This is a genomic window from Stenotrophomonas sp. TWI809 (assembly GCF_039673205.1).
In the GTDB taxonomy this organism is placed as follows: domain Bacteria; phylum Pseudomonadota; class Gammaproteobacteria; order Xanthomonadales; family Xanthomonadaceae; genus Stenotrophomonas.
Genome location: NZ_JBDJLE010000009.1, coordinates 1 through 26,161 on the forward strand (window position 1 = coordinate 1; position 26,161 = coordinate 26,161).

Below are 26,161 nucleotides of genomic sequence, written 5' to 3' on the forward strand. Positions count from 1 at the left end.
TTGGCCCGCGGGGGTGGGTGCGCCGCTCCGGTTGGGGCGCGTGCGGGGGCGCCCCCCCCCCCCCCCCACTACCGGTGTGATGCGCCGCACGGCCACCGGTGCCTTCGTCACGCACCCCGCCGCCACCCATGGGGTGGCTCTACCCTGAAGCGGATCAGCGCTTCGCCATTTCTTCTTCGATCTCATCGGCACTGCGTGCCAACGCAGCCGTCAGCACCTGATGGCCGTCCTCGGTGATCAGCACGTCATCTTCGGTACGGATGCCGATACCGCGCCAGCGCGCTTCCACGCTGCGGTCGTCCGGTGAGACATACAGGCCCGGCTCGATGGTGAACACCATGCCCGGCTCCAACATCCGCGAATCCCCGGCCAGCCGGTAATCGCCGACGTCGTGCACGTCCAGACCGAGCCAGTGCCCGGTCTTGTGCCGGTAGAACCGCTGGTAATGCGCTTCGGCGATGTTCTCTTCCAGCGTGCCCTTGAGCAGGCCCAGCCGCAGCAGGCCGTCGGTCAGGGTTTCCACGGCGGCCAGATGGCCGGCTTCGTACGCATTGCCCGGGCGGGCCTGGGCCAGCGCCGCCGCCTGCGCCGCACCGACCAGGTCATGCAGCGCGCGCTGCTCGGCACTGAAGCGGCCGTTGACCGGGAAGGTACGGGTGATGTCACTGGCGTAGCCGCGGTACTCGGCACCGGCATCGATCAGGACCAGATCGCCATCGTGCGAGCGCGCGTTGTTGTCGCGGTAATGCAGGATGCAGCCGTTGGCACCGGCGCCGACGATGCTGCTGTAGGCCGCACACGCATCATTGGCACGGAACACACGCTCCAGATCGGCCTGCAGTTCGTACTCGTGGATGCCCGGCCGCGCCACGTGCATCGCGGCACGGTGGGCCTGCACGCTGATGTCGGCGGCGCGCTGCATCACCGCGATTTCTGCGGTCGATTTGAACAGCCGCTGCTCGTGCAGCAGGTGGCCCAGTTCCAGGAATTCATGCGGTGGCTGCGCGCCATGCCGCACCTGCGAGCGTACCCGGTTGACCCAGCCGATCAGCTTGAGATCGAACTCGGCATCGCGACCGAAGTGGTAGTACACCCGCGAGCGCCCTTCCAGCAGGCCGGGCAGGATGTCGTCCAGATCGTCGATCGGGTAGGCGTCATCCATGCCGTACTGCGACACCGCACCTTCCTGGCCAGCGCGCGCGCCATCCCAGGCTTCGCGGTCCGCATCGCGCTCGCGGCAGAACAGGATCACCTCGCCATGGCGGCGGCCCGGGATCAGCACCAGCACGGCCTCCGGTTCCGGGAAGCCGCTCAGGTACCAGAAATCCGAGTCCTGGCGGAACGGATAATGCGTATCCAGGCTGCGCACGCGCTCGGATGCAGCCGGCAGCACCAGGATGGCGTCATCGCCGGCCATCTCCATCAACTGCTGGCGGCGGCGGGTGTATTCGGCGGCGGAGATGCCGGTCAGCTGCCGGATATCCATCTCAGTTCAGGCGCTGCCGGTGGCGCGCGGCCATGACACAGTCACCGTGCAGCAGCAGCACCGCCACGCGGATGAACTCCTCGATCTCGGCCAGCGCGTCTTCGTCGTCGTCGTTGCCGCTTTCGAAGTCTTCGCTGGAGGCCTGGGCCAGCTTGGCCAGATCGGTCAGGGCTTCATCGCCCTCTTCGGACAAGGCCGGCCGGTTCTGGCCCGAGCCCAGCCCGAAGCCGCCCAGGAACGCGCGCGCCCAGGTGAACAGCGCATCGGCCTGCGCGGCGGTATCACTGGCATCGCTCAGCAGCAGTTCGAAAGCGAAATCGCGGTCTTCCATCTGCGCCACGCTGGCATCGAGCAGGCGCGCCAGGGCGTCTCCTTCGGCCGGGGTCGGCAGGTTGTCATCGGCCAGGACGCGGGCCGGCCATTCACGCACCGGCGCACCACCGGCGGACAGCCAGCCGCACAGGCCGCCGTGCAGTTCAGCGGCGCTGGCGCCCAGGCCCAGGGCCTGGCTGGCCTGGTTTACGTCGTCGACACTCGGGAGTTCGGTCATCTTGGGGCTACGGTTTGTGAGCGCCACAGTGTAGCAATCCACCTGTGTCCACCGGGTTGCCATGGCCCGCCCGAGGCCCTGCCCCGGCACCGGTGGGCCGACGGCCGGCAGGCCCCGTCATTATTCGCTTGACCGCCCCGTCCGCCCTTGCCTATGGTGCCGGACATGGAACCCGCCGACGCCATCGCCCAATTGCAGGCCTTCGCCGCCCGCGTGGAGGCGTTGCTTGAGCGCAACCAGCGTCTGGCCGACGAGAACCGCAGCCTGCGCCATCAGCAGGAACAGCTGGTGGCCGAGCGCTCCCAGCTGCTGGCCAAGAACGAGCAGGCCCGCTCCCGGGTCGAAGCGATGATCACCCGCCTCAAGTCCCTGGAGCAGCACACATGAGCCAGACCGAACCGGTCAGTGTCCGCATCCTGGATCGTGAATACACGGTGGGGGTGGGGGCCGAGGAACGCGAGAGCCTGACCGCCGCCGCCCGGCTGCTGGATGCCAAGATGCGCGAGATCCGCGGCAGCAACCGGATGGCCGCGGTCGACCGGGTCGCGGTGCTGGCCGCGCTGAACCTGGCCCACGAGCTGCAGCAGCTGCGCGATGAGCACGCCCGGCAGGCCATTGCCCTGCAGCAGACGCTGAGCGATCTCAATCGCCGCCTGGATCGGGCGTTCGACAACGCGGGTTGATCCACGCGACCGGTTCCACGCGGTGGTCGATTGCACAAGTGCATCGCATGGTCTTCATCGATCTGAATTGAAGTGCAATTCGACCGACGAACGGACTGGCCGAATCGCACAAGAGGGCTATAATCCTCGTTGCGTTCTCTGCTGTGAACGACGGCGTGTGCAAACATTCGCCTTGTCCCTTAATTACGACCACGGGTGCGCGACGGCGCCGGGAGTGCAAGTCCGCCTTGTAGCGGGAAGCCCGATGGAACCCCAGCGTACCCACTTGAACCCCGGGTTCAAGGTCGTTTCGCATGCATCGTCACGGCGGAGAATGCAATATTCCAGCAAGAGCGGCGTTCCCTTGGGACGTCGCTCTTGTTTTATCCGCTTCCCCCGCACGCTCCGGACCCAGGCATGACCGACCCGCGCTCCGCACTGCGCCAGCAGCTGCGCCAACGCCGCCGTGATCTCCCCGCCGCCGTGCGCCTGGCCGCCGCCGAACACCTGGCCGATGGCCTGCTCGCCCTTCCTTTCGCGCCCACGCAGGGCCATGTCGCCGGCTACTGGGCGATGGATGGGGAAATCGCGCTGCACCGCTGGCAGATGCAGTTGCCCGCCGGCCTGACCTACTGCCTGCCGGTCCTGCACGAGAAGACGCTGCGCTTCGCGCCCTGGCGCCCGGGGCAGGCACTGACCACCAACCGCTTCGGCATCCCCGAACCCGATCTCGCGCTGGACGACACGCTCGCACCGGAGCAGATGGCGCTGGTCGTGGCGCCGCTGGTTGGTTTCGACGCACAGGGCCGGCGGCTGGGCATGGGAGGCGGCTGGTATGATCGCAGCTTCGCATTCCGCCACCAGCGCCCGGCGCCGCCGTGGCTGGTCGGGGTCGGCTTCTCGGTCCAGCAGGTCGATGACCTGCCGGTGTACCCCTGGGACGTCGCGGTGGATGCGATCTGCACCGACGTCTCCACCCTTGTCTGCGTACCGACCAACGGTCGGCACCGACAGTAATCAAAGACTCCGCATGACCGCACGCAAGCGCTACTGGCTGATGAAGTCCGAACCGGACGCTTTTTCCATCGATGATCTGCAGCGCGTGGGCCGGGAGCCCTGGAACGGCGTGCGCAACTACCAGGCGCGCAACTTCATGCGCGATGGCATGAAGGTGGGCGACGGGGTGATGTTCTACCACTCCAACACCAAGGTGCCGGGGATCGTCGGGCTGGCCACGGTGGCCAGCGAGGCCTATCCGGACGACACCCAGTTCGATCCCGGATCGGACTATTACGACGCCAAGGCGACCCGCGAAGAACCGCGCTGGATGCTGGTGGACGTGGCCTTCGAACGCAAACTGCGCGACACCATTTCGCTGGATGAGATCAAGCTGCACGCCGATGCGCTGGGCGAAGGATTCCCGCTGACCGCGCGCGGCAACCGTCTCTCGATCCTCCCGGTGACCGCTGCGCAGTGGAAGCTGCTGCTGTCGCTGGAAAAGCACTGACCCCTTTCCTCCAAGAGTTGCCCGCCATGTCCGAAGCCAAGCGCCTGGCCGCTGAAAAAGCCATTGAATACGTCGAAGACGGCATGATCGTGGGGGTCGGCACCGGTTCCACCGTGGCCTACTTCATCGATGCCCTGGCCAAGATCCAGCACCGCATCAAGGGCGCCGTGTCCAGCTCGGACCAGAGCACCGCGCGCCTGAAGCAGCACGGCATCGAGGTGCTCGAGCTCAACCACACCGGCAACCTGTCGCTGTATGTGGACGGGGCCGACGAGTGCGACGGCAACAAGAACCTGATCAAGGGCGGCGGCGCCGCGCTGACCCGCGAGAAGATCATCGCCGAGGCCAGCGAGCGCTTCGTGTGCATCATCGACCCGAGCAAGCAGGTCAAGGTGCTGGGCAGGTTCCCGCTGCCGGTGGAAGTGATCCCGATGGCGCGCAGCCTGGTCGCCCGCCGCATCATGGACATGACCGGCGGCCAGCCGGCCTGGCGCGAGGGCGTGGTCACCGACAACGGCAACGTGATCCTGGACATCCATCACCTGGAGATCACCGATCCGGTCAAGCTGGAGCGCGAGCTCAACCAGCTGCCGGGCGTGGTCAGCGTCGGCCTGTTCGCGCGCCGCCCGGCCGATGTGGTGATCATCGGCGGTGAGCCGCCGATCGTGATCTGACCCCGTGGCCGGCCTGTGCGCCGGCCACCCCAACGAGGTACGCCCATGTCCCTGTTGCGCCTGCTGCCCCTGCTCCTGCTGTTCACCCTGACCGGCTGCGCCAGCACCAACGCCCGCCACTGGGTGGAGCTGGACGGCAACCGTTACCACGTTGAACTGGCCACCAATGACGACACCCGCGCCCGCGGGCTGATGTTCCGCGACCAGATGCCCGAGGACCACGGCATGCTGTTCATCCACGAACGCGAAGAACTGCAGGCGTACTGGATGAAGAACACCAAGATCGCGCTGGACATCCTGTACTTCGATGCGCAGCGCCGCCTGGTCAGCCAGCAGCGCGATGTGCCGCCGTGTTCGGCCGGCGATCGTTGCCCGCCCTACCCCAGCAGCGAACCGGCCCGCTACGTGCTGGAACTCAACGCCGGGCAGGCCGAAAAGATGGCGCTCAAGGACGGCACCGAACTCACGTTCGGCCCCGGCATCGCCGACGGCAAGTAAAAGGGCACCGATAAACGCGCCGCGCCCTTGAATCGCGGCGCGTTTGTCGCCAGTCTTGTCCCATGCAGGGGCAGATCACATTGCCGACGTGGGACTCACTGGCCGAGCTGGATGACGAGGCGCTGCCGCTGTTGCCGACGGCGTTGCTGATCGCCCGGGACGAATACCCGGATCTGGACCCCGCCGTCTACGACGCGGTCCTGCAGAGTCACGCCGACCACCTGCGCACCGAGATCGCCACGATCGACATGTGGCCGCTGAAGATCGCCGCGGTCAACCGCCACCTGTTCGACGAGCTGGGCTACAGCGGCGACCACGGCGAGTACTACGACCCACGCAACAGCTATCTGAACCAGGTCTTCGAACGCCGCCTGGGCAATCCGATTTCGCTGGCGCTGGTGCAGATGGAAGTCTCGCGCCGGCTCGGCATCCCGCTGGACGGGGTGTCCTTCCCGGGGCACTTCCTGGTGCGCCTGCCGCTCAACGACGGCGTGCTGGTGATGGACCCGTTCAACGGCGGCCGACCACTGGGCGTGGAGGAACTGCGCGAACGCGCACGCTCACACCTGGGCGGTGAAGTGCCCGACGACGACGTGCTCGCGCAGATCCTGGACCCGGCCCCGGCACGCGCGATCCTGATGCGGATGCTGCGCAACCTGCACGGCGTGTACGTGGAACGCGGCGAATGGGACCGCGCCGCGCGCAGTGCCGACCGCCTGCTGAAGCTGGCGCCCGAGCAGGACGACGCCCTGCGTGACCGCGGCATGGCCTACCTGCAGCTGGATTACGAGGCCGGCGCGCGCAGCGACCTGGGGCTGTATCTCAAGCGCAATGCCAAGGCCAGCGATGCCCAGTTCGTTCGTGAGAAGCTTGTCGGCCTCGGTGGCGTGGTGCCGCGTCTGCACTGACGGCGCCGCGACATGGCGGCTGGCTGGTGTCTCAGTCGACTTCGACCATCTCGAAATCATCCTTGGTCACGCCGCAGTCCGGGCACGTCCAGGTATCGGGAATGTCGTCCCAGCGCGTGCCCGGGGCGATGCCCTCTTCCGGCAGCCCGTCCTCTTCCCGGTACAGGAAGCCGCAGACAACGCACATCCAGGTGCGGAAGGTGGTGGCGGTTGCGTCGGTCATCGGATAATCACGGCAGGACAAGAGCTGACAGCGTTCATTGTCCCACTCCCGTTGCGCTACCGGTAGCCATTGATGAATCACGCTTCAGCCCCCACGCCGCCCCGCGGCGTCTACCTCATCACCCCCGACGAGCCCGATACCGCACGACTGCTGGCGCGCACCGCGCCGCTGCTGGCGGCTGGGGCCACCTGGCTGCAGTACCGCAACAAGACCGCCGATGCCGCCCTGCGCCTGCGGCAGGCGACCGCGCTGCAGGCGCTGTGCGGGCAGCACGGCGTGCCATTGATCATCAATGACGACCCGGCGCTGGCCCATGCCGTGGGCGCCGCTGGCGTGCACCTGGGCGGCACCGACGGCGACATCGGCGCGGCGCGTGCCCTGTTGGGGCCCGACGCCATCATCGGCGCGTCCTGCTACGACCAGCTGGCCAATGCCGCGCGTGCCGTGGCCGAAGGCGCCACTTATGTGGCCTTCGGCGCGTTCTTCCCCACCACCACCAAGGTCACCGCCAGCCGTGCCACGCCGGACCTGCTGCGGCAAAGCGCCGCACTGGGCGTGCCGCGGGTGGCGATCGGCGGGCTCAGCCCGGACAATGTGGGTCCCATCATCGCGGCCGGTGCCGACCTGGTGGCCGTGGTCAGCGGCATTTTCGCCGCCCCCGACCCGGTTGCCGCCCAGCGCGCCTTCCTCGCCCAGTTTCCGTAAGACCCAGGACACTCCATGAACCACGACCAGTCCCACGCCCTGTTCACCCGCGCCCAGAAGCTTCTGCCGGGTGGCGTCAACTCGCCGGTGCGCGCGTTCAAGTCGGTTGGCGGCGAGCCGTTCTTCGTCAAGCGCGCCGATGGCCCCTATCTGTATGACGTGGACGACAACCGCTACATCGATTACGTCGGCTCCTGGGGCCCGATGATCGTCGGCCACAACCACACCGCCGTGCGCCAGGCGGTCAAGCAGGCGATCGGCAACGGCCTGTCCTTCGGCGCGCCGTGCGAAGCCGAAGTGACCATGGCCGAAACGCTGACCCGGCTGGTGCCGTCCTGCGAGATGGTGCGCATGGTGAACTCGGGCACCGAGGCCACCCTGTCGGCGATCCGGCTGGCACGCGGTGCCACCGGCCGCAGCCGCATCGTCAAGTTCGAAGGCTGCTACCACGGCCATGGCGACTCGTTCCTGGTCAAGGCCGGCAGCGGCATGCTGACCTTGGGCGTGCCGACCTCGCCAGGCGTCCCGGCCGGGCTGAGCGAACTCACCCTGACCCTACCCTACAATGACTTCGAGGCCGCCACGGCGCTGTTCGCCGAACAGGGCGAGCACATCGCCGGGCTGATCATCGAGCCGGTGGTCGGCAACGCCAACTGCATCCCGCCGCGAGAGGGCTACCTGCAGCACCTGCGCGCACTGTGCACGCAGTACGGCACGGTGCTGATCTTCGATGAAGTGATGACCGGCTTCCGCGTGGCCCTCGGTGGCGCGCAGGCGCATTACGGCGTCACCCCGGACCTGACCACCTTCGGCAAGATCATCGGCGGCGGCATGCCGGTGGGTGCGTACGGTGGCCGCCGCGAGCTGATGTCGCAGATTTCCCCGGCTGGCCCGATCTACCAGGCGGGCACGCTGAGCGGCAATCCGGTGGCCATGGCAGCCGGCCTGGCGATGCTGGAACTGGTGCAGGAACCGGGCTTCCATGATCGCCTGAGTGCTTCGGCCGCGCGCCTGTGCGCAGGGCTGGAAGCAGCGGCGGCCGATGCAGGCGTGGCAGTGACCACCACCCAGGTCGGCGCGATGTTCGGCCTGTTCTTCACTGACCAGAAGGTGGAGACCTACGCGCAGGCGACCGCGTGCGACATCACCGCCTTCAACACCTTCTTCCACGCGATGCTGGAGCGCGGCGTGTTCCTGGCCCCGTCCGCATACGAAGCCGGCTTCCTGTCCAGCGCCCATGACGACAGCATCATCGATGCGACGCTCGAAGCCGCGCGCGAAGCCTTCAAGGTCGTCAAGGGCTGATAGAACGCGGTAGGTGACGACCGTTGGTCGTCACGGCGTGCGTACCGATCACCCCGCGTAGGTGACGACCGTTGGTCGTCACGGCGTCTACCGACCAATGGTCGGTAGCTACCGGCCGTTTTCGGCGCTCAGCCGAACAGAAAACGGCCTTTCATCATCGCGAAATGGCCGGGGAACGAGCAGAAGAAGGTGTAGTCGCCGCCCTTGGTCAGCTTGGCGGTGGAGAAGGTGACGCTGGTACTTTGTCCCCCGCCGATCACCGGCGTGTGCGCCAGCACGCGTGCATCGCCCTTGGGCAGGTAGCTGTCGGCCAACGTGGTGCGCATGCCGGCCATCGCCACCGGCTGGTAATCCGCGGCGCGGGTCAGTACCCAGTTGTGGCCCATCGCGGTCGCGGCGAGCTTGCCGGTGTGGCGCAGGGTCAGCTTCACCTGGGAGCAGTCCGCGGCAACCTTGAGTTCCTTCTGGCTGAAGCTCATCTGGTCGGTACTGTCGATGGCGATCGCGCAGACACGCGCATGGGCGGCTGGGGCCAGCATCAGGCCGGCAAGCAACACGGGGGCAAGCAGTTTCAAGGCGATCTCCATCAGGCAGTCCCCGCGATTCTAGTGACCGCCCGTGCAGGCGACGTGCGACGCGATGTCGCAGCACAGGCACTGGGTGGGTTACGGTCAGCACTGGATCTGGACGAGACGGCCCCATGCCGCATGTGATCGAGTGCGTGCTGCTGGATTTCGATGGCGTGCTGGTGCGCTATGCGCGGCACCTGCGTGTGCGCCATCTGGCCGCGAGCGTCGGCTGCAGTGCGGCGCAGGTGCAGGCGGCGCTGTTCGACACTGGGCTGGAGCGCGCCTACGACAGCGGCATGGCCACGGACGCCTACCTGCAGCGACTGGGTGATGCACTGCAGACCACGATCAGCATCGCGCAGTGGCAGGCCGCGCGCATCGCCGCGTGCGCACCGCAAACAGGGGTGATCGAACGCGTGGCGCGGATCGCGCAGGCACTGCCGATCGGCATCCTGACCAACAACGGCGCGCTGATGGCGCAGACGATTCCACAGCTTGTTCCCACCCTGGCCGATGCCCTGCACGGCCGCATCCTGTGCAGCGGTGCGCTGGGCGGGCGCAAGCCGGATCCGGCGATATTCGCCAAGGCGGTGACGCTGCTGGGGGCGCGCGCCGAGCGCACGCTGTTCATCGATGACCTGTTCGTCAACGTGCGCGGGGCTCGGCTGGCCGGTCTGCCGGCCGAGACCGCGACGGACAGCCGCGCGTTCGGCAAGGTCATCAAGCAGTACGCCCTGGGGTAGAGCCGACCAACGGTCGGCTGCGCCCGCGCCACAACAACAGCAGCCGACCAACGGTCGGCTCTACCGCGCCACAGCAACAGCAGCCGACCAACGGTCGGCTCTACCGCGACGCGATGAACGACTGCACGGCCGCGCGCAGACGCTTCAGGCCTTCGGCGATTTCCTCATCGGTGATGTTCAGCGACGGCACGAAGCGCAGCACGTCCGGCCCGGCCTGCAGGGTCAGCAGGCCGTGTTCGGCGGCGTGGTCGAGGATGGGACCGGCCTGGCCGGCAAAATCCTTGTCCAGCACCGCGCCCAGCATCAGCCCGCGACCGCGGACCTGGCTGAACACCTTGAACTCGTCGTTGATCTTGCCCAGGCCATCGCGCAGCGCCTGCGACTGACGGCTCACGTTGTGCGCGATCTCCGGCGAGGACAGCTTGCGCAGCGCCACCCGGGCGACGGCGGCGGCCAGCGGATTGCCACCGAAGGTGGTGCCGTGCGCGCCAAACTGCATCACCTCGGCCACCTTCGGGCCGGCCAGCATCGCGCCGATCGGGAAGCCGCCGCCCAGCGCCTTGGCCAGGGTGACGATGTCCGGTTTGATGTTGTCCTGCCAATGCGCGAACAAGGTGCCGGTGCGGCCCATGCCGGCCTGGATCTCATCCAGCACCACCAGCGCGTTGTGCTGGTCGCACAGCTCGCGCACGCGCTGCAGGAAGCCCGGCTTGGCCGGCATCACGCCGCCCTCGCCCTGGATCGGCTCCAGCATCACCGCCGCGACATCGCCGGCGGCCATCGCGGTTTCCAGCTGGACCTCGTCATTGAAGTCGACATAGCGGAAGCCACCGGGCAGCGGCTCGTAGCCTTCCTGGTACTTCGGCTGGGCAGTGGCGGTCACCGCGGCCAGGGTGCGGCCATGGAAGCTGCCGCGGAAGGTCACGATCACGCGCTGATGCGCCGGCCGGCCCAGCGAGGAGGCCCACTTGCGGACCAGCTTGATCGCCACTTCATTGGCTTCGGCGCCGGAGTTGCACAGGAACACGCGCTCGGCGAAGCGCGAGGCGGTGACCAGTTCTTCGGCCAGGCGCAGCGGCGGCTCGCTGTAGAACACGTTGCTGGTATGCCACAACTTGCCGGCCTGCTCGATCAGCGCGGCCTTCAGGTCCGGATCGTTGTGGCCCAGGCCACACACCGCGATGCCGGCGGCCAGATCGATGAATTCACGGCCCTGGTTGTCCCAGACGCGCGCGCCCTGGCCACGTTCGAGCACCACCTGGCGCGGTTTGTAGACCGGCAGGTAGTAATGCGACAGGGACAACAGCGGATCGGTGGCAGCGGCAGTCATGGCAGTCAACGGCTCAGGAAAGATCCCATTCTCGCGCTTTGGGCCGGTGGGGCACAATGCGCCCCATGCGACCGTTCACTGCCCCCCAGCTCAACCCCGCCACCGAATCCGGCTGGCGCCGCCAGTGGTTCGACATCATCTACCGCCACGACACCCGGCCCTCGCGCAATTTCGACCTGCTGCTGGTCTACGCGATCGTCGCCAGCGTGGTGGTGGTCATGTTCGACAGCGTGCAGCGCTTCCATGCGGCCTATGCCGACGGGCTCTACGTGCTCGAATGGGGCTTCACGATCCTGTTCACCGCCGAGTACCTGTTGCGGCTGGTGGTGGTCAAACGCCCGCTGCGCTACGCATTCAGCATCTGGGGCATCATCGATCTGGCCTCGATCCTGCCGACCTACCTGTCGCTGTTCATTCCTGGCGCGCAGAGCCTGCTGGTGGTGCGCGCGCTGCGCATCCTGCGGGTGTTCCGGATCCTCAAGCTGACCCGCTACATCGAAGAAAGCGGCGTGCTGATGGAGTCACTGTGGCGCAGCCGGCGCAAGGTGCTGCTGTTCCTGTTCACGGTCATCACCATCACCATCATCGCCGGCACCATGATGTACGTGATCGAAGGCCCCAACCACGGCTTCACCAGCATCCCCAGCAGCATGTACTGGGCGGTGGTGACCATGGCCACGGTGGGCTTCGGTGACATCGTGCCGCAGACCGTGCTGGGCCGCTTCGTCACCTCGGTGCTGATCCTGATCGGCTACAGCATCATCGCCGTACCCACCGGCATCTACACCGCCGAACTGGCCAATACCATGCGCGATGCCGAGCATGCCGCGCGCCGGGATGCGCGCGGCTGCCCGCACTGCGGGCTGGAAGGCCACGAACCGGATGCCGTGCATTGCCGACACTGCGGCGAGAAACTGCCCCCGGTCTTCAACGTCTGATCAACGCGGGGCGGGCCGCCTGGCAGCCGGCCCCGCGTTCGCTCAGCGTGCGCCGCTGGTCTGGGCCAGGCGGTTGCTCATGTCGACCAGGTCGTTGTAGCTGACCAGCAACGCTTCGGCCGAGCCCTGCGGGTTGTTGATCCGGCCGCCGCTCTCGATCAGCATCTGCTCGCTGCGGGTGTAGGGCGTCCTGGATTCCACGCGCTCGATGCGACGGCCGGCATCGCGGGCCAGCGCATCGGCCGCACGCTCCACGTGCCCCCACATCGCATCGCCCTTGCCGACCTTGTCCTCCTGCGCCTGCTGCAGCAGCGCCTGGAACGCGGTGAGCTGGGTGCGGGCCACGGCCAGATCGGGCGTCTCGCTGTTGAGCAGCTGGGTCAGCTGCTTGCCGTCGCCGAGGATCTTGATCTGGTAGTACGCCATCGAGCGGCCTTCGGAGGCTTCAATCTCCTTGAGCTGTTCGGCACGGCGTTCGTCTTCGCGCTTTTCCAGTGCGGCATCCAGTGCGGTACCTGCATCGAAGAACGCCATATAGGCCTTCATCAACGGCGCATGCTGGGCGCGCATGCCGGCATGGTCATCGCGCAGGTAGTCCTCGCGGCTGTAGTAACGGTCGGCCTGCTCGATCAGGGCGTACAGGTCGACGAACGTCTTCTGGTAAGCGCTTGCCGCCGGATCCAGCTCGGGCTCCGCCGGCGTCATCGCCAGCGCCGCCACCATCGGGGCATTGCATGCCTCCACGCGATGCGACAGCACCGTACCTGGCCCACGCACCTTTTTCTCGTTGCCGGTCGGGCCGGCCTCGGGGTCCTGCATCCAGCCGATGTACTGCTGGAAACCTTCGTGGATCGGCTGTTCAACGGCGTTGAAGCAGGCGATGTAGGCGTTCACCTTCTCCACGCCCTGGGTATCGGCGACGCTGCCCGGCCCCTTGCTGCAGGCGCCGAGCAGGCTGATCAATGCGATGGCGGCGGCGAGCGGCGCGGTCCGTGTGCGAGATGACATGCGAGTGTCCATACCAATTGGGGGGACGCACCATAGCAGCCCAGTGTGTGCAGCTGTTGTCATCGCGCGCAGCGAACGCGCGTCACTCCAGGAACAGGTCCGGCATCAACGGGCGCGATGGATCGACGGCGTAGCCGCTCAGATCGGTGATGCCCGCCTGCGCCAACACCTCGTCATCGAGCAGGAACTGTCCGCTGAAACCGGCCGCCTCACGGCACAGCACCGCGTGCGCGGCGTCGGCCAGAATCGCCGGCGTGCGGCAGCCACGGATGTCCACGCCGGGAATCATGTTGATCGCATCGGTAGCGATCACCGTGCGCGGCCACAACGCGTTGACGGCCACGCCCTGCGGGCCGAACTCGGCCGCCAGGCCGAGGGTGACGAAGCTCATCCCCATCTTGGCCAGCGTGTAACCGGTATGCGGGCCCCACCACTTCGGGTCCAGCGTCGGCGGCGGCGCCAGCGTGAGGATGTGCGGGTTGGGCGCCTGCAGCAGATGCGGCAGGCAGGCCTGCGCGCACAGGAAGCTGCCGCGCGAATTGACCTGCTGCATCAGGTCAAAGCGTTTCATCGGCGTGTCCAGCGTGCCGCGCAGCCAGATCGCGCTGGCGTTGTTGATCAGGATGTCGATGCCACCGAAGGTATCCACGGTGGCAGCGACGGCCGCGCGCACCTGGTCTTCTTCGCGGATGTCGCACTTCAGTGCCAGCCCCTGCCCGCCTGCAGCGGTCACCGCTTCGGCGGCACTGTGAATGGTGCCGGGCAGCTTCGGATTGGGCACCGAGGACTTGGCCGCGATCGCGATGTTGGCGCCGTCGCGTGCCGCACGCAGCGCAATGGCCAGGCCGATGCCGCGCGAGGCGCCGGTGATGAACAGGGTCTTGCCTTGCAGACTGGCCATGCGCGGAATTCCTTGGATGCGGGTGCAGTGAATCCGCATTATGCCGCCCCGGCGCACACGCCGGATTCATGCGCCGCGCCGATACTGGGCGTTCACGTTCTGCATGGAATGAGCGACATGACGGCGATCCGCCTTCCCCTGACCGCGTTGGCCCTGGTGCTGGCCCTTGGCGCCTGCCAACCCGCTGGCGATCCTGCCGCCTCCGCGACGCAGAACGCAGCTACCGTCCCGGGCACCGCCGGGGGCACCTCCCCGTTCGGCGAAGCGGCGATCTGGGACGGCGAGGTCGATGCCTGCCGTGGCCAGGCACCGGTCGCCGATGATTGCCTGTCCAAGGCGATGCAGGCCGCCAAGGCCAGCCCGCAGGCGATCGCCGCCGCCCATCAACTGGGGGCGCAGGGCAATCCCGGCTACGTGAGCGCATGGCGGGACCAGGACGGCGTGGGCATCGCCACCATCGAATACCCGTTCCGTGCCAACACCAATGAAGGCACGCTGCTGGTCGACAGCGCCGGGCACACGGTGGATGTGGATGCGGACGTGCTGCCGGAAATGTCGCGCGCCGATGCCACCGTCAAACCGTTCCTGGATGCACACCCGGATGCCTCACCGTTTGCCCCGGCCGAAGCCAGCGGCAGCGAAGCACTGCCCAACGGTGGCGTGCGCCTGATCTACAGCACGCCGCTGCGCACCTGCCATGCGTGTGCAGAGGATGGGGTGCTGCGGGTCGCCTACGATTTCGATGCGCAACGCCGCTTCGCCGGCAAGCAGATCCTCGATCTGCGCTGATCAGCTGCGCGCTGCCTGCGCTCACGGCTTGGGACCCTGCCCTTCGTTGTCTTCCCAGTGCAGGATCTTTCGCGTGACAAAGCGATAGACCGGCTTGCCGGTGCGGAACCAGAGATCACGCACCCACGAGGTGCGCTTGAGCAGCCGCTTTTCCACCGGGGTGAGCGACTGCCGGCAGTACATGCGCTTGTGCTTGAGCAGATGGCGCAGGTCCTCGCGGGCCAGCAGGCGCATCCAGCGTGAGCGCGGGTTGCCGATCACCGCCAGCTGGAAATCGATCAGGGCCGGCGAGCCGTCTTCGCGCACCAGCCAGTTGGCCTCCTTGGCCAGGTCGTTGTGTGCGATGCCGTGGCGATGCACCTGCTGCAGCAGGCGTCGGGCCGCGCGGAAGTAGGCCAGGTCGCCATGCGGCGGACGCTGGTACATGGCATCTCCGGCCATGAAGCTGCGGTCCAGCCAGCGCCCGTTCCAGCGCAGCAGCCGCGGCGTGGCCGGCATGCCATCCAGATGCGCCAGCGCGCGTGCCTCGCGCCGGGCCAGCCACCACGCCGGTACCCGCAACCACCACGGCGTTGCCTCCAGGTCACGGCGCACGAAGCGCTGGCCATCCTCTTCCATCAGCAGGATGCGGCCAAAGCTGTCGGCTTTGAGGGCGGTCGGGGCGGGATCGGCAGGGCGTGTCATGCCGCCATTCTAGGCGGGTGATCGCGTTCATTCACTGCAGATGCCGCACATTCCCGGCCTCTGGCGGGCAGTCAGTCACTTTGCCCCCCCTATAATCCCCCGATGGACTCGTCATGGATCGATGCCACGCTTGCGTGGATCTCAGCTCACCCCGTGCTTGCCGGTGCGGTCATTTTCCTCATTGCCTTCTGCGATGCGGTCATCGTGCTGGGCGCGATCGTGCCCGCGTTGCCGCTGTTGTTCGCGGTCGGGGTGTTCATCGGCCTGGGCCAGATCTCCGGGCCATATGCCGTGGCCTGCGCGGCGTTGGGCGCATTCGCCGGTGACGGCATCAGCTACTGGGTAGGCCGGCGCTGGGGCGATCGGCTGCGGGGCTTCTGGCCCTTCAGCAAATACCCGCAGCTGCTCGATCGCGGCGAGACGATGTTCCGCCGCAATGCCTTCAAGAGCATCCTGGTGGCGCGTTATGTCGGCGCGATCCGCCCGTTCGTGCCGGCCATCGCCGGCATGATGAAGATGCCGTTGTCGCGCTATATCCAGGCCAGCGGCATCGCCAGCCTGTCCTGGGCCGTCCTGTTCCTGGCGCCCGGCTGGGTGCTGGGCGAGGCCTACGACGCGGTCGCCGCGGTCGCCGGCCGGTTGGTGATGGTGCTGGCCCTGCTCGGCGTGATCATGGGCCTGGTGTGGGCGATCGTGCTGTATGGCTATCGCTGGTCGGCCTCGCGCATGGACAGCTGGCTGGCCAGCCTGCTGGCCTGGTCGCAGCGTCACCCCACCCTGGGCCGTTACTCTGTCGCCGTATTCGATCCGCAGCGCCGTGAATCGGTCCCGCTGGCGATGCTGGCGGTGATGCTGCTGTTGCTCGGCTGGGGCTGGTTCGTGCTGTTGATGGCGGTGGTGGCCCACGGCGAACCGCTGATGGTCGATCTGGCCGTGCATCACGCGATGCTGGCGCTGCGCAATCCGCTGGCCGATTACCCGATGGCCGCACTGGCCTCGCTGGGCGCCTGGCAGGTCCTGCTGCCGGCCACGGCGGCCGGTATGGGCTACCTGATCTGGCGCCGGCGCTGGATGGCCGCCGGTCACTGGCTGGCCGCGCTCGCCTTCGGCCTGGCGCTGTGCAAACTGCTGGGCGCCACCGTGGACGTGGTCCGCCCGCCGGATGCGAGCAGCGGCTTCGGCTTCCCGTCGGTCTCGGTAACGATGGCCACCATCACCTTCGGCTTCTTCGCGGTGCTGATCGCCCGTGAACTGCCGGGGCGCACGCGGGTGTGGCCGTACCTGTTGTCGGGCATCATCGTCAGCCTGATCGGCTTCGCCCGCATTTACCTCGGCGCGCATTGGCTGAGCGATGTGATCGGCGGCATGTTGTTCGGCCTGTTCTGGCTACTGGTGCTGGGCATCGCCTATCGCCGCCGTTTCAACCGCTCGTTCTGGGTCAAGCCGGTGGCGTGGCTGTTCTACGGCACCTTCGCCATCGCCGCGCTCTGGTATGCCCCACGCAACATCCCGGTGAAACTGGCGCGCTTCGAGCCTGCCCAGCCGACCCCGGCGCCGCTGGATGCCCAGGCCTGGTGGACGACCGAATGGCAGCACCTGCCCTCGCGTCGCAATGAGTTCGACGACGATCAGCGCTGGCCGCTGGATGTGCAGGTGGCCGGTCCGTTGGCGCCGCTGCAGCGCCGGCTGGAAAGCCAGGGCTGGCGCGTGCAGCCCCAGGCGGGCTGGGAGCAGGCGTTGTTGATGCTCGACAAGTCCTCCGACAAGGACAAGGTGCCGGTACTGCCGGCCACGCTGGATACCCAGGTCGAATCGCTGCTGATGCTGCGGGCTGGCAATGCGCCCAATGAGATCTTCGCGCTGCGCCTGTGGCCGGCACCGGCACGCCTGGCGGCGCCGGACAATGAACCGCTGTGGCTGGGCAGTGCGCAGACGCTGCATTACCAGCAGCACTTCAAGCTGATCGGGATGTGGCGGCCGATGCGTGGCATCGACCCGTCGCTCAATGCGGTCCGCCAGGCACTGGACGGGCTGCCGCAGCAGGTCGATACCCATCCGGACACCGAGATGCCGGTGCTGCGCGTGCGCATGCCACCGGCCGAGTGATGCAGCGCCGGAGCTACCCGGCCGAGGGGGCGTAACGCGGGGGGAACCGCGCGTTACGGCATCCAGTCAAGCAGCGCCTGCAGGCGCTGGTGCGGGTCATCGTGTTGCAGCAGTTGCAGGCGTTGCGCATCCTGCAGCGGCAGCAGTTCGGCCAGGCGCCAGCCAACCCAGCTGGCCTGCTCCATCTGCGCCGGGCTGACCGGTGCGAAGGCCGCGCCGGCCTGCTCGATGATGTGCTCCAGCACGGTGGCCATCAGCGCGTGTTCGGGCTGCAGTTCATCGTCACTGTCGGCGGCGCACCAGGTCACTTCGGCAATGATCAGCCCGTTGTCGCGCACGCGGGTGTGATCCACATGGAAGCGGCGCTGGCCGCGCAGGCGCAGCACCAGAACACCATCGGCGCCCACGTCGAAATCCTCGATCCGCGCCTCGACCCCGTAGGCGGCCGGCAATGCCGGCGCACCGACCTCCTCACCGTCCAGGATCAGGCACACCCCGAATGCAGTCCCCGCACGACTGCATTCGCGCAGCATGTCCAGGTAGCGGCGTTCGAACACCCGCAGGCCGAGCGCCGCGCCGGGCAGCAGCACGGTGTGCAGCGGGAACAGGGGCAGTGAAGCGGTGTCGGTCATGGCCCGCGTCCCTCAGGGGTGCTGCAGCTGCGCCAGGAAGCGGCGCGGGGCCCCGTCGAAACCGCCGTTGGACATGAACACCACATGGTCACCCGGCGCTGCGATCGCGCCCAGCTGAGCCAGCAGCGCATCCGTATCGGGCACGGCATGGGCCTCACCCCGGACGGCGGCGATCACGCTCGCCGCATCCCAGGCCAGTTCCGGGCGATGCAGGAACACCACCGCGTCGGCACCGTCCAGCGAGGGCGCCAGCGCCTGTGCGTGTGCCCCCAGCCGCATCGAATTGCTGCGCGGCTCCATGGCCACCACGATGCGGGCATCGCCCACCTTGGCGCGCAGGCCTTCGAGGGTGGTACGGATCGCGGTGGGGTGATGCGCGAAATCGTCGTAGAGGGTGATGTCGCGTGCCTGGCCGATCACTTCCATCCGGCGCTTGACGCTGCGGAACGCGGCCAGCGCCGGGATCACGGTGGCCAGCTCGACGCCGACCGCATGCGCGGCAGCCAGGGCGGCCAGCCCGTTGAGGACATTGTGGCGGCCGAGCAGCGACCAGCGCACCTCACCGACCCGCTCGCCGCGATGGTGCACGACGAACACACTGCCGTCGGCCTCCACCAGCTCGGCATGCCATTCCAGCGAAGGATCGAAACCGAAGCGCTCCACCGGGGTCCAGCAGCCCATCGCCAGCACGTCGGCGAGATAGGCATCTTCGCCGTTGACGATCAGGCGCCCACGCGCGGGCACGGTGCGGATCAGGTGGTGGAACTGGCGCTGGATCGCGGCCACGTCCGGGAAGATATCGGCGTGGTCGTATTCGAGGTTGTTGAGGATCGCCACCAGCGGCCGGTAGTGCACGAACTTGCTGCGCTTGTCGAAGAACGCGGTGTCGTACTCATCGGCCTCGACCACGAACTCACGGCCGCTGCCCACACGCGCGGAGACGCCGAAATCCTCGGCCACGCCACCGATCAGGAAGCCGGGTTCACGCCCGGCGCTGTGCAGCAGCCAGGTGAGGATGGTGGTGGTGGTGGTCTTGCCGTGGGTGCCGGCGACCGCCAGGGTATCGCGGCCCGGCAGCACCTGCTCGGACAGCCACTGGGCGCCGGAGATGTAGCGTTGGCCTGCATCCAGCACCGCTTCCACGGCGGGGTTGCCACGCGACAGCGCATTGCCGATCACCACCTCGTCGCAGTCCGGCGCCACGCTGTCGGCGCGGTAGCCCGGATCCAGGGCGATGCCCAGCCGTTCGAGCTGGGTGGACATCGGGGGGTAGATCGCCTGATCGCTGCCGCGGACCGTATGGCCCTTCTCGCGCGCCAGTGCGGCCACGCCGCCCATGAAAGTGCCTGCAATGCCAAGAATGTGGATCGTGCTCATGCGTACGATTGTCGCCGATCGCCACCGTCGATGGAGATCGCCGTCAGACAACTCCTAGTCGACTATCAGAAAAATCCAGCGCGGTGTCGGGGAATTCCCGATAGCGCCATACTGTGAAGACGGACACAATTCTATTGGCCAGCCGCAGTACCCCATTGGTCCTACTCCCCAAGAGGCCATCCCCAGGGGGGCTCATGCTGCGGGGCTCTGAGCAAGCCCGCTCGCTGGCACCTTCAAACCACACGCCTGGTCCCTTCGGGGGCCGGGCGTGTGTGTTTGCGGCGCCGGCAAACGTACAGCCGGCGCGGTGCCGCCGTAGCGGCACCGACCCGCATCAGGCCTGGATCGCGGCGCGGATGCGCGCTTCCACGTCGTTCAGTTCGCCCACGCCATCAACGCGCGCGAGGGTGCCGCGGCCAGCGTAGAAATCCACCACCGGCGCGGTCTGGTCGTTGTAGACCTGCAGGCGCTGGCGCACCGATTCGGGATTGTCATCGGCGCGGCCCTGTTCGGCGGCGCGGCCGGCGATGCGCTCGACCAGCAGTTCGGTCGGCACGTCCAGCTGCACCACGGCATCCAGCGGCTGGCCGATCTTGGCCAGCAGGCTGTCCAGCGCGTTGGCCTGGGCCACGTTGCGCGGGTAACCGTCGAGGATGAAGCCCTTGGCCACATCGTCCTGGCCCAGGCGCGACTCGAGCATGCCCAGCAGGATGTCATCGGACACCAGGTTGCCGGCATCCATCACAGCCTTGGCCTGCTTGCCCAGCTCGGTGCCGGCGGCGACTTCAGCGCGCAGCAGATCACCGGTGGAAATGTGCGCAATCGAGAGATGTTCCTTCAGGCGCGTCGCCTGCGTCCCCTTGCCCGAACCGGGCGGTCCCAACAGAACCAATCGCATCAACCTGACTCCAACTTGGTAAGAAAATGGAAGGGCGCGCGCCCCGGGATTGTCCACAATCACGCTGCACCGCAATACGCGCACTTTACCCCATACCGGTAATGTCTCTGCAATGTCCTTCCCCCAGACCAAGGTCGCATCATGTCCAACGGTACCCTGCTCTACGCCCAGTCAGGCGGCGTCACCGCCGTCATCAATGCCACCGCCTCGGCGGTCATCAGCACCGCAAGGGCCAAAGGAATCAAGGTCTTGGCCGCGCGCAACGGCATTCTCGGCGCGCTCCGCGAGGACCTGATCGATACCTCGAAGGAGACCGCCGCCGCCATCGCCGCCCTCGCCCATACCCCCGGCGGCGCGTTTGGCTCGTGCCGCTACAAGCTCAAATCGCTGGAGGCCGACCGCGATAAGTACGCGCGCCTGCTCGAGGTGCTGCGCGCCCATGACGTGCGCTGGTTCCTCTACAACGGCGGCAACGATTCGGCCGATACCGCCTGGAAGGTCTCCCAGCTGGCCAAGGCCTTCGACTACGACCTGACCTGCATCGGCGTGCCCAAGACCATCGACAACGATCTGGCCGTGACCGATACCTGCCCGGGCTTCGGCTCGGCCGCCAAGTACACCGCCGTCTCCGTACGCGAAGCAGCACTGGATGTGGCCGCGATGGCCGAGACCTCGACCAAGGTATTCGTCTACGAGGCGATGGGCCGCCACGCCGGCTGGCTCGCGGCGGCTGCGGGCCTGGCCGGCCAGGGCGCCGATGACGCCCCACACATCATCCTGCTGCCCGAGCGCGCGTATGACGAAGCGGCGTTCCTGGCCAAAGTGAAACAGGTGGTCGAGCGCGTGGGCCACTGCGTAGTGGTCGCCTCCGAAGGCATCCAGACCGCCGACGGTCGCTTCGTCGCCGATGCGGGCGGCGGCACCGATTCGTTCGGGCACACCCAGCTCGGTGGCGTGGCTTCGCAGCTGGCCGCGCGGGTCAAGGATGGGCTGGGCTACAAGGTCCACTGGACCCTGCCCGACTACCTGCAGCGCTCGGCACGCCATCTGGCCTCCAAGACCGACTGGGAGCAGGCACAGGCGGTGGGCAAGGCGGCGGTGCAGTTCGCGCTGAAGGGCCAGAACGCGGTGATGCCGGTGATCGTGCGCACCAGCGACACGCCTTACCGCTGGAAGATTGAAGCGGCCCCGCTGCACAAGGTGGCCAACCACGAGAAGAAGATGCCGGCCGGCTTCATCCGCCGCGATGGCTTCGGCATCACCGACAAGGCCCGCGCCTATCTCGCCCCGCTGATCAAGGGGGAAGCCCCGTTGCCGTACGGGTCCGATGGGCTGCCGAAGTACGTGACGCTGAAGAACGTGGCGGTGAAGAAGAAGCTGCCTGCCTTCGAGGCGTAATCGACCCGGTAGTGCCGGCCGCTGGCCGGCATCGTCGGGCTGTCCGGCGCTCGGGTAGTGCCGGCCGCTGGCCGGCATCGCGGTGTCCGGGAGCGTCCTGGGCGCCGGCCAGCGGCCGGTTTCATCGCACATCTGACGGTCCGCGTGGAGCCGGCCAGCGGCCGGCACTACCCGCCGTTACGGGGCGTCAGTTGCAGGCCTTGCCCTCGACCTTCATCTGCGCGGCGAACATCGGCACCTGGGCGATCTTGCCGGCAGCCGCCTGCTTCTTGGCGTCTTCCAGGTAGATGCGCGACTGGCCCTGCCCATCGAGTTCCGGCTTGGTGGTAACCGGCATCCGCCACACGCGCACCACCGCCTGCTGCGCCGGGCAGGAGGCATTCGGCACGCGGATCACATCATTGAGCTTCCAGCCCTTGGCTTCGCTGGGCTGCGCCTTCTCGTAATCGACGAAGCGGGCACGCGGCTGGCACTGCTCGCTGGTGCGGACCACGGCGAATTTGTACGGCTGTGCCGCCTCGCCGGTGAACACGCCTTCCAGCCGTGCGCAGGCTTCGGGAATCTGGCGCAGCGTGTGGGCCGCGCCTACCGCCTGCGGTGTGCCGGCGGCGCGCTGCAGCTCGGGGGTTTCGGCGGCGAAGGCGGACACGGCGGGCAACAGGGCCAGCCACAACAGATGACGGGGGGACATGGCAGGACTCCAACGGCGGGGGATGGGCCGAGGCTGCCAGTGGATGGCTGAACGGCGTGGCAAAGGCGGCCCTTCGTCCGGATCTGCGTGGTTGCCGGCCAGCGGCCGGCACTACCTCCGTCGTTGGCGATCCGGGCACGCACGCGCAGTTTGAAATCCTTGCTGGCATGCATCGAGGATTTACCCGCATACTCCGGCCACCAGGGATTGCTGAACACCGCCACACGCTTGAAGACCGGCACGGTCTGAACGGGTTGGTTCATGGTTGCAGCCTGTTGTGCCCCCGCGTGGAGACGTTCATCCGTTCACTGGATGTCATTCCATCACCCGGGAGGGGACATGCTGGAACGTTACGGGCTTTCTCTGGCGCTGTTCTGCGCCATCCTCGCGATTCTCTACGGCATCGTGTCGGCACGCTGGATCCTCCGGCAACCGGCTGGCAATGCCCGCATGCAGGAAATCGCCGCCGCCATCCAGGAAGGCGCGCGCGCCTATCTCAACCGTCAATACCTGACCATCGCCATCGCCGGTGCCGTGCTGTTCGTGCTGGTTGGCCTCTTCCTCAGCTGGTACACCGCGATCGGCTTCGCGATCGGTGCCGTGCTGTCCGGCGCGGCCGGCTACATCGGCATGAACGTTTCGGTGCGTGCCAACGTGCGCACGGCCGAGGCTGCCCGCAACGGCCTGAGTGCGGCCATGGATGTGGCCTTCCGCGGCGGTGCGATCACCGGCATGCTGGTGGTCGGGCTGGGCCTGCTGGGCGTGGCTGGCTACTACGCGCTGCTGCTGCGACTCGGGCTGGATGTGGCGCAGACGCTGCACGCCCTGGTCGGGCTGGCGTTCGGCTCGTCGCTGATCTCGATCTTCGCGCGGCTGGGCGGTGGCATCTTCACCAAGGGCGCCGATGTCGGCGCGGACCTGGTCGGCAAGGTCGAAGCCGGCATCCCCGAGGATGACCCGCGCAACCCGGCGGTGATCGCCGACAACGTGGGCGACAACGTCGGCGACTGTGCCGGCATGGCCGCCGACCTGTTTGAAACCTACGCCGTCACCGTGATCGCCACGATGCTGCTCGGCAACCTGATGATCGCCGAGGCCGGTGCGAATGCGGTGCTGTATCCGCTGGTGCTGGGCGGCGTATCGATCATTGCCTCCATCGTCGGCGCGCTGTTCGTCAAGGTGAAGCCCGGTGGCTCGATCATGGGCGCGCTGTACAAGGGCGTGATCGTGTCCGGTGTCCTGGCCGCCATCGCGTTCTACCCGATCACCACCCAGCTGATGCCCGACAACGCGCACGGTGCGCTGAACCTGTATTTCTGCGCCTTGATCGGGCTGGTGCTGACCGGGCTGATCGTGTGGATCACCGAGTACTACACCGGCACCCAGTACAAACCGGTGCAGCACGTGGCGCAGGCCTCCACCACCGGGCACGGCACCAACATCATCGCCGGCCTTGGTGTCTCGATGAAGTCCACCGCCCTGCCGGTGATCGCGGTGTGCGTGGCAATCTGGCTGGCGCACTACTTTGGTGGCCTGTACGGCATCGCCATCGCCGCGACCGCGATGCTCTCGATGGCCGGCATGATCGTGGCGCTGGACGCTTACGGTCCGATCACCGACAACGCCGGCGGCATCGCCGAGATGGCCGAACTGCCGCCGGAAATCCGCGACATCACCGATCCCCTCGATGCCGTCGGCAACACCACCAAGGCGGTGACCAAGGGCTACGCGATCGGCTCGGCCGCCCTAGCCGCGCTGGTGCTGTTCGCCGATTACACCCACAACCTGCAGGCGGCCAATCCCGGCGAGGTCTTCGCCTTCGACCTGTCCAACCATGAGGTGATCATCGGCCTGCTGATCGGCGGCCTGATTCCCTATCTGTTCGGCGCGATGGCGATGGAAGCGGTGGGTCGTGCGGCGGGCGCGGTGGTGGAGGAAGTACGCCGCCAGTTCCGCGAGATTCCCGGAATCATGGACGGCACCGGCAAACCGCAGTACGACCGCGCGGTGGACCTGCTGACCCGCTCGGCGATCCGCGAAATGATCATCCCGTCATTGCTGCCGGTCGCGGTGCCGGTGGTGGTCGGCCTGCTGCTCGGGCCGCGCGCACTCGGCGGCCTGCTGATCGGTACCATCGTCACCGGCCTGTTCGTGGCGATCTCGATGACCACCGGCGGCGGTGCGTGGGACAACGCCAAGAAGTACATCGAGGATGGCCACTTCGGCGGCAAGGGCAGCGAGACACACAAGGCCGCGGTCACCGGCGATACCGTCGGTGATCCCTACAAGGACACCGCCGGCCCGGCGATCAACCCGCTGATCAAGATCATCAACATCGTGGCATTGCTGCTGGTGCCACTGCTCTGAGGCAGGACGGACGCGCTGGCCTCATGCCAGCGCGTCCGTGCCGCGCGTGTGACACCCGCTTCAGCGCCGCCGGAGAAAGAACGTCACCGGCACCATCACCTCCACCGGGTCGCCGGTGATCTCCGCTGGCGGTGGCGGCAACGGGCTGCCGCGCCGCACCGTGGCCAACGTTTCCTCGTCCAGCAGCGGATGGCCGCTGCTCTGGCCCAGCCGGATGTTGGAGGCGTTGCCCTGCCGGTCCACCGAGAAGCGCACATGGGCCACACCCTGCTGGCGCAGACGCTCGGCCTGGCGCGGGTAGCGGCGGTACTGTTCCAGATGGCCCAGCAGCAGGCCCTGCCAGGTCACGGCCGCGCTGCCCTGGCGGCCGGCCACCGTCTGCGTGGCGGCATAGCGCTCGGATGGCCGTGCGGACACCGCCGGCGGCGCCAGCGTCTGGTCCACATTGTGCTGGTCCGTCGGCGCTGCTTCGCGCGGTGTCTGGCGACGCAGGACGTCCTGCGCGTCCGGGGTGTCGTCCGGCGGCAGATCCACCTTCGGCACCGGCGTCGGCTCGGGCCGATGCTGTTCCTGCTGCAACGGCCCGGGTGGGATTTCTTTCGGCGGTGCGGACGGCGCCTCCGGTACCGGCGCCAACTCCACCATCACCGCTTCCACTGGCGTATCGTTGACCCGCACCGGCGCTCGCTGCTGCCACCACAGCGCGCCGCCGATCAGCACGGCATGCGCGGCAAGGACCAGCGCCAGACTGCCTACCCAGCGCAGCATTGCGGCGGTGTCGCGGCTCATTCGCTGCGCTGCTCCACGCCCACCAGCGCGATCCTGCGATACCCGGCCGCGCGCAGCGCGTTCATGGTCTGCATCAGCTCGCCATAGGGCACGCTCTGATCGGCACGCAGGTAGATGCGCTGTTCGTGGTCGCCAGCGGTCAGCCGCTCCAGCGTGGCATCCAGCCCGTCAGTGCCGACCGGCACATCGTTGACGCTCAGCGACAGATCGGCCTGCACCGAGAGGAACACCGGTTCGGCATCGCGTGGCTGCGGCTGCGCGGTGCTGGCCGGCAGATCCACCGGCGTATCCACCGTGGCCAGCGGCGCGGCGACCATGAAGATGATCAGCAGCACCAGCATCACGTCGATAAAGGGGGTGACGTTGATGTCGTGGCTTTCTTCCAGTGCGTCGTCGTCGTGGCGGGCGGTCTTGATGGCCATG

29 protein-coding genes and 1 other RNA gene are annotated in these 26,161 nt (G+C 67.4%); 16 read left to right on the plus strand and 14 right to left on the minus strand.

The window, feature by feature from the left end; genetic code table 11:
* Positions 1-154 precede the first annotated feature (154 nt).
* Positions 155-1,480: an aminopeptidase P N-terminal domain-containing protein gene (locus tag ABE472_RS08980; RefSeq protein ID WP_346464637.1), complete on the minus strand. Its 1,326-nt coding sequence runs from the start codon at positions 1,478-1,480 to the stop codon at positions 155-157.
* A gap of 7 nt (positions 1,481-1,487) precedes the next feature.
* Positions 1,488-2,036 carry a UPF0149 family protein gene (locus tag ABE472_RS08985; protein ID WP_121039475.1) on the minus strand — a complete coding sequence of 183 codons (549 nt, stop codon included), beginning with the start codon at positions 2,034-2,036 and terminating at the stop codon, positions 1,488-1,490.
* A 165-nt stretch (positions 2,037-2,201) separates the two neighbouring features.
* Here ABE472_RS08985 and ABE472_RS08990 point away from each other — a divergent pair, with 165 nt between their 5' ends.
* From ABE472_RS08990 to ABE472_RS09025, 8 genes are all read left to right on the plus strand, one after another.
* Entirely contained in the window at positions 2,202-2,423 is a 222-nt protein-coding gene (locus ABE472_RS08990) for a TIGR02449 family protein (protein ID WP_019183857.1), read from the plus strand.
* Positions 2,420-2,719 carry a cell division protein ZapA gene (locus ABE472_RS08995; RefSeq protein ID WP_313213077.1) on the plus strand — a complete coding sequence of 100 codons (300 nt, stop codon included), beginning with the start codon at positions 2,420-2,422 and terminating at the stop codon, positions 2,717-2,719. The genes ABE472_RS08990 and ABE472_RS08995 overlap by 4 nt, the downstream gene beginning before the upstream one ends.
* Positions 2,720-2,851: 132 nt before the next feature.
* Positions 2,852-3,036, plus strand: a non-coding RNA gene (ssrS, locus tag ABE472_RS09000) — 6S RNA.
* 79 nt (positions 3,037-3,115) lie between these two features.
* Entirely contained in the window at positions 3,116-3,715 is a 600-nt protein-coding gene (locus tag ABE472_RS09005) for a 5-formyltetrahydrofolate cyclo-ligase (protein ID WP_346464636.1), read from the plus strand.
* A 13-nt stretch (positions 3,716-3,728) separates the two neighbouring features.
* Positions 3,729-4,205 (plus strand): EVE domain-containing protein, encoded by a 477-nt coding sequence (locus tag ABE472_RS09010; RefSeq protein WP_313213073.1) that lies wholly within the window; start codon positions 3,729-3,731, stop codon positions 4,203-4,205.
* 26 nt (positions 4,206-4,231) lie between these two features.
* The gene (rpiA, locus tag ABE472_RS09015; protein WP_346464634.1) at positions 4,232-4,879 is read left to right on the plus strand and encodes a ribose-5-phosphate isomerase RpiA; all 648 of its coding nucleotides are present in this window, start codon (positions 4,232-4,234) and stop codon (positions 4,877-4,879) included.
* Between the two features lie 45 nt (positions 4,880-4,924).
* Positions 4,925-5,377, plus strand: a complete 453-nt coding sequence (locus ABE472_RS09020) for a DUF192 domain-containing protein (RefSeq protein ID WP_123730294.1) — start codon at positions 4,925-4,927, stop codon at positions 5,375-5,377.
* Positions 5,378-5,439: 62 nt separating this feature from the next.
* Positions 5,440-6,285 (plus strand): tetratricopeptide repeat protein, encoded by an 846-nt coding sequence (locus ABE472_RS09025; RefSeq protein ID WP_123730293.1) that lies wholly within the window; start codon positions 5,440-5,442, stop codon positions 6,283-6,285.
* A 31-nt stretch (positions 6,286-6,316) separates the two neighbouring features.
* On the opposite strand, the gene ABE472_RS09030 is transcribed toward ABE472_RS09025, so the two are convergent.
* Positions 6,317-6,508, minus strand: a complete 192-nt coding sequence (locus ABE472_RS09030; protein WP_313209192.1) for a rubredoxin — start codon at positions 6,506-6,508, stop codon at positions 6,317-6,319.
* 72 nt (positions 6,509-6,580) lie between these two features.
* Here ABE472_RS09030 and thiE point away from each other — a divergent pair, with 72 nt between their 5' ends.
* Together thiE and hemL are read left to right on the plus strand one after the other, a co-directional pair.
* Positions 6,581-7,213 carry a thiamine phosphate synthase gene (gene thiE / locus ABE472_RS09035; protein WP_346464633.1) on the plus strand — a complete coding sequence of 211 codons (633 nt, stop codon included), beginning with the start codon at positions 6,581-6,583 and terminating at the stop codon, positions 7,211-7,213.
* Positions 7,214-7,228: 15 nt separating this feature from the next.
* Entirely contained in the window at positions 7,229-8,518 is a 1,290-nt protein-coding gene (hemL, locus tag ABE472_RS09040; protein WP_313209190.1) for a glutamate-1-semialdehyde 2,1-aminomutase, read from the plus strand.
* 128 nt (positions 8,519-8,646) lie between these two features.
* Here the strand turns inward: hemL and azu are convergent, their stop codons facing one another.
* Positions 8,647-9,105, minus strand: coding sequence for an azurin (azu, locus tag ABE472_RS09045; RefSeq protein WP_313209189.1), 459 nt, complete (start codon positions 9,103-9,105; stop codon positions 8,647-8,649).
* Between the two features lie 113 nt (positions 9,106-9,218).
* Here azu and ABE472_RS09050 point away from each other — a divergent pair, with 113 nt between their 5' ends.
* Positions 9,219-9,830 carry an HAD-IA family hydrolase gene (locus tag ABE472_RS09050; protein WP_346466036.1) on the plus strand — a complete coding sequence of 204 codons (612 nt, stop codon included), beginning with the start codon at positions 9,219-9,221 and terminating at the stop codon, positions 9,828-9,830.
* 100 nt (positions 9,831-9,930) lie between these two features.
* Here the strand turns inward: ABE472_RS09050 and ABE472_RS09055 are convergent, their stop codons facing one another.
* Complete coding sequence (locus ABE472_RS09055; protein ID WP_313209187.1) at positions 9,931-11,160, minus strand: acetylornithine transaminase; 1,230 nt, start codon at positions 11,158-11,160, stop codon at positions 9,931-9,933.
* Between the two features lie 65 nt (positions 11,161-11,225).
* On the opposite strand from ABE472_RS09055, the gene ABE472_RS09060 reads away from it, so the two are divergent.
* The gene (locus ABE472_RS09060; protein ID WP_313209186.1) at positions 11,226-12,098 is read left to right on the plus strand and encodes an ion transporter; all 873 of its coding nucleotides are present in this window, start codon (positions 11,226-11,228) and stop codon (positions 12,096-12,098) included.
* Positions 12,099-12,140: 42 nt separating this feature from the next.
* Here ABE472_RS09060 and ABE472_RS09065 read toward each other — a convergent pair whose 3' ends face one another.
* Together ABE472_RS09065 and ABE472_RS09070 are read right to left on the minus strand one after the other, a co-directional pair.
* A complete protein-coding gene (locus tag ABE472_RS09065; protein ID WP_313209185.1) occupies positions 12,141-13,106 on the minus strand; it encodes a YiiG family protein in 966 nt (321 codons plus the stop codon).
* Between the two features lie 82 nt (positions 13,107-13,188).
* On the minus strand, positions 13,189-14,007 hold the full coding sequence (locus ABE472_RS09070; RefSeq protein ID WP_313209184.1) for an NAD(P)-dependent oxidoreductase: 819 nt from the start codon (positions 14,005-14,007) through the stop codon (positions 13,189-13,191).
* 117 nt (positions 14,008-14,124) lie between these two features.
* Here ABE472_RS09070 and ABE472_RS09075 point away from each other — a divergent pair, with 117 nt between their 5' ends.
* Positions 14,125-14,796, plus strand: coding sequence for a hypothetical protein (locus ABE472_RS09075; RefSeq protein ID WP_313209183.1), 672 nt, complete (start codon positions 14,125-14,127; stop codon positions 14,794-14,796).
* Positions 14,797-14,817: 21 nt separating this feature from the next.
* Here ABE472_RS09075 and ABE472_RS09080 read toward each other — a convergent pair whose 3' ends face one another.
* The gene (locus tag ABE472_RS09080; protein ID WP_346466037.1) at positions 14,818-15,480 is read right to left on the minus strand and encodes a serine/threonine protein kinase; all 663 of its coding nucleotides are present in this window, start codon (positions 15,478-15,480) and stop codon (positions 14,818-14,820) included.
* A 102-nt stretch (positions 15,481-15,582) separates the two neighbouring features.
* Between ABE472_RS09080 and ABE472_RS09085 the strand changes: the two genes are divergently transcribed.
* Positions 15,583-17,586, plus strand: coding sequence for a VTT domain-containing protein (locus ABE472_RS09085; protein ID WP_346466038.1), 2,004 nt, complete (start codon positions 15,583-15,585; stop codon positions 17,584-17,586).
* A gap of 53 nt (positions 17,587-17,639) precedes the next feature.
* Here the strand turns inward: ABE472_RS09085 and ABE472_RS09090 are convergent, their stop codons facing one another.
* From ABE472_RS09090 to ABE472_RS09100, 3 genes are all read right to left on the minus strand, one after another.
* Positions 17,640-18,218 (minus strand): LON peptidase substrate-binding domain-containing protein, encoded by a 579-nt coding sequence (locus ABE472_RS09090; RefSeq protein WP_313209180.1) that lies wholly within the window; start codon positions 18,216-18,218, stop codon positions 17,640-17,642.
* 12 nt (positions 18,219-18,230) lie between these two features.
* Positions 18,231-19,595 (minus strand): UDP-N-acetylmuramate:L-alanyl-gamma-D-glutamyl-meso-diaminopimelate ligase, encoded by a 1,365-nt coding sequence (gene mpl / locus ABE472_RS09095; protein ID WP_313209179.1) that lies wholly within the window; start codon positions 19,593-19,595, stop codon positions 18,231-18,233.
* A 334-nt stretch (positions 19,596-19,929) separates the two neighbouring features.
* Entirely contained in the window at positions 19,930-20,493 is a 564-nt protein-coding gene (locus tag ABE472_RS09100) for an adenylate kinase (RefSeq protein WP_019183836.1), read from the minus strand.
* Between the two features lie 141 nt (positions 20,494-20,634).
* Here ABE472_RS09100 and ABE472_RS09105 point away from each other — a divergent pair, with 141 nt between their 5' ends.
* Positions 20,635-21,891 (plus strand): 6-phosphofructokinase, encoded by a 1,257-nt coding sequence (locus ABE472_RS09105; RefSeq protein WP_346466039.1) that lies wholly within the window; start codon positions 20,635-20,637, stop codon positions 21,889-21,891.
* A 187-nt stretch (positions 21,892-22,078) separates the two neighbouring features.
* On the opposite strand, the gene ABE472_RS09110 is transcribed toward ABE472_RS09105, so the two are convergent.
* Entirely contained in the window at positions 22,079-22,582 is a 504-nt protein-coding gene (locus ABE472_RS09110; protein ID WP_313209177.1) for a hypothetical protein, read from the minus strand.
* Between the two features lie 339 nt (positions 22,583-22,921).
* On the opposite strand from ABE472_RS09110, the gene ABE472_RS09115 reads away from it, so the two are divergent.
* On the plus strand, positions 22,922-24,949 hold the full coding sequence (locus ABE472_RS09115; protein WP_346466040.1) for a sodium-translocating pyrophosphatase: 2,028 nt from the start codon (positions 22,922-22,924) through the stop codon (positions 24,947-24,949).
* A 60-nt stretch (positions 24,950-25,009) separates the two neighbouring features.
* Here the strand turns inward: ABE472_RS09115 and ABE472_RS09120 are convergent, their stop codons facing one another.
* Both ABE472_RS09120 and exbD read right to left on the minus strand, forming a co-directional pair.
* Positions 25,010-25,738, minus strand: coding sequence for an energy transducer TonB (locus ABE472_RS09120; protein ID WP_346466041.1), 729 nt, complete (start codon positions 25,736-25,738; stop codon positions 25,010-25,012).
* Positions 25,735-26,160: a TonB system transport protein ExbD gene (gene exbD, locus ABE472_RS09125; protein WP_313209174.1), complete on the minus strand. Its 426-nt coding sequence runs from the start codon at positions 26,158-26,160 to the stop codon at positions 25,735-25,737. The genes ABE472_RS09120 and exbD overlap by 4 nt, the downstream gene beginning before the upstream one ends.
* Position 26,161: the final 1 nt, after the last annotated feature.

Coding starts and splice junctions, on each gene's coding strand:
- ABE472_RS08985 (WP_121039475.1), bottom strand. CDS start 2,036: ATGACCGAACTCCCGAGTGTCGACGACGTAAACCAGGCCAGCCAGGCC.
- ABE472_RS08990 (WP_019183857.1), top strand. CDS start 2,202: ATGGAACCCGCCGACGCCATCGCCCAATTGCAGGCCTTCGCCGCCCGC.
- ABE472_RS08995 (WP_313213077.1), top strand. CDS start 2,420: ATGAGCCAGACCGAACCGGTCAGTGTCCGCATCCTGGATCGTGAATAC.
- ABE472_RS09005 (WP_346464636.1), top strand. CDS start 3,116: ATGACCGACCCGCGCTCCGCACTGCGCCAGCAGCTGCGCCAACGCCGC.
- ABE472_RS09010 (WP_313213073.1), top strand. CDS start 3,729: ATGACCGCACGCAAGCGCTACTGGCTGATGAAGTCCGAACCGGACGCT.
- rpiA (WP_346464634.1), top strand. CDS start 4,232: ATGTCCGAAGCCAAGCGCCTGGCCGCTGAAAAAGCCATTGAATACGTC.
- ABE472_RS09020 (WP_123730294.1), top strand. CDS start 4,925: ATGTCCCTGTTGCGCCTGCTGCCCCTGCTCCTGCTGTTCACCCTGACC.
- ABE472_RS09025 (WP_123730293.1), top strand. CDS start 5,440: ATGCAGGGGCAGATCACATTGCCGACGTGGGACTCACTGGCCGAGCTG.
- ABE472_RS09030 (WP_313209192.1), bottom strand. CDS start 6,508: ATGACCGACGCAACCGCCACCACCTTCCGCACCTGGATGTGCGTTGTC.
- thiE (WP_346464633.1), top strand. CDS start 6,581: ATGAATCACGCTTCAGCCCCCACGCCGCCCCGCGGCGTCTACCTCATC.
- hemL (WP_313209190.1), top strand. CDS start 7,229: ATGAACCACGACCAGTCCCACGCCCTGTTCACCCGCGCCCAGAAGCTT.
- azu (WP_313209189.1), bottom strand. CDS start 9,105: ATGGAGATCGCCTTGAAACTGCTTGCCCCCGTGTTGCTTGCCGGCCTG.
- ABE472_RS09050 (WP_346466036.1), top strand. CDS start 9,219: ATGCCGCATGTGATCGAGTGCGTGCTGCTGGATTTCGATGGCGTGCTG.
- ABE472_RS09055 (WP_313209187.1), bottom strand. CDS start 11,160: ATGACTGCCGCTGCCACCGATCCGCTGTTGTCCCTGTCGCATTACTAC.
- ABE472_RS09060 (WP_313209186.1), top strand. CDS start 11,226: ATGCGACCGTTCACTGCCCCCCAGCTCAACCCCGCCACCGAATCCGGC.
- ABE472_RS09065 (WP_313209185.1), bottom strand. CDS start 13,106: ATGTCATCTCGCACACGGACCGCGCCGCTCGCCGCCGCCATCGCATTG.
- ABE472_RS09070 (WP_313209184.1), bottom strand. CDS start 14,007: ATGGCCAGTCTGCAAGGCAAGACCCTGTTCATCACCGGCGCCTCGCGC.
- ABE472_RS09075 (WP_313209183.1), top strand. CDS start 14,125: ATGACGGCGATCCGCCTTCCCCTGACCGCGTTGGCCCTGGTGCTGGCC.
- ABE472_RS09080 (WP_346466037.1), bottom strand. CDS start 15,480: ATGACACGCCCTGCCGATCCCGCCCCGACCGCCCTCAAAGCCGACAGC.
- ABE472_RS09085 (WP_346466038.1), top strand. CDS start 15,583: ATGGACTCGTCATGGATCGATGCCACGCTTGCGTGGATCTCAGCTCAC.
- ABE472_RS09090 (WP_313209180.1), bottom strand. CDS start 18,218: ATGACCGACACCGCTTCACTGCCCCTGTTCCCGCTGCACACCGTGCTG.
- mpl (WP_313209179.1), bottom strand. CDS start 19,595: ATGAGCACGATCCACATTCTTGGCATTGCAGGCACTTTCATGGGCGGC.
- ABE472_RS09100 (WP_019183836.1), bottom strand. CDS start 20,493: ATGCGATTGGTTCTGTTGGGACCGCCCGGTTCGGGCAAGGGGACGCAG.
- ABE472_RS09105 (WP_346466039.1), top strand. CDS start 20,635: ATGTCCAACGGTACCCTGCTCTACGCCCAGTCAGGCGGCGTCACCGCC.
- ABE472_RS09110 (WP_313209177.1), bottom strand. CDS start 22,582: ATGTCCCCCCGTCATCTGTTGTGGCTGGCCCTGTTGCCCGCCGTGTCC.
- ABE472_RS09115 (WP_346466040.1), top strand. CDS start 22,922: ATGCTGGAACGTTACGGGCTTTCTCTGGCGCTGTTCTGCGCCATCCTC.
- ABE472_RS09120 (WP_346466041.1), bottom strand. CDS start 25,738: ATGAGCCGCGACACCGCCGCAATGCTGCGCTGGGTAGGCAGTCTGGCG.
- exbD (WP_313209174.1), bottom strand. CDS start 26,160: ATGGCCATCAAGACCGCCCGCCACGACGACGACGCACTGGAAGAAAGC.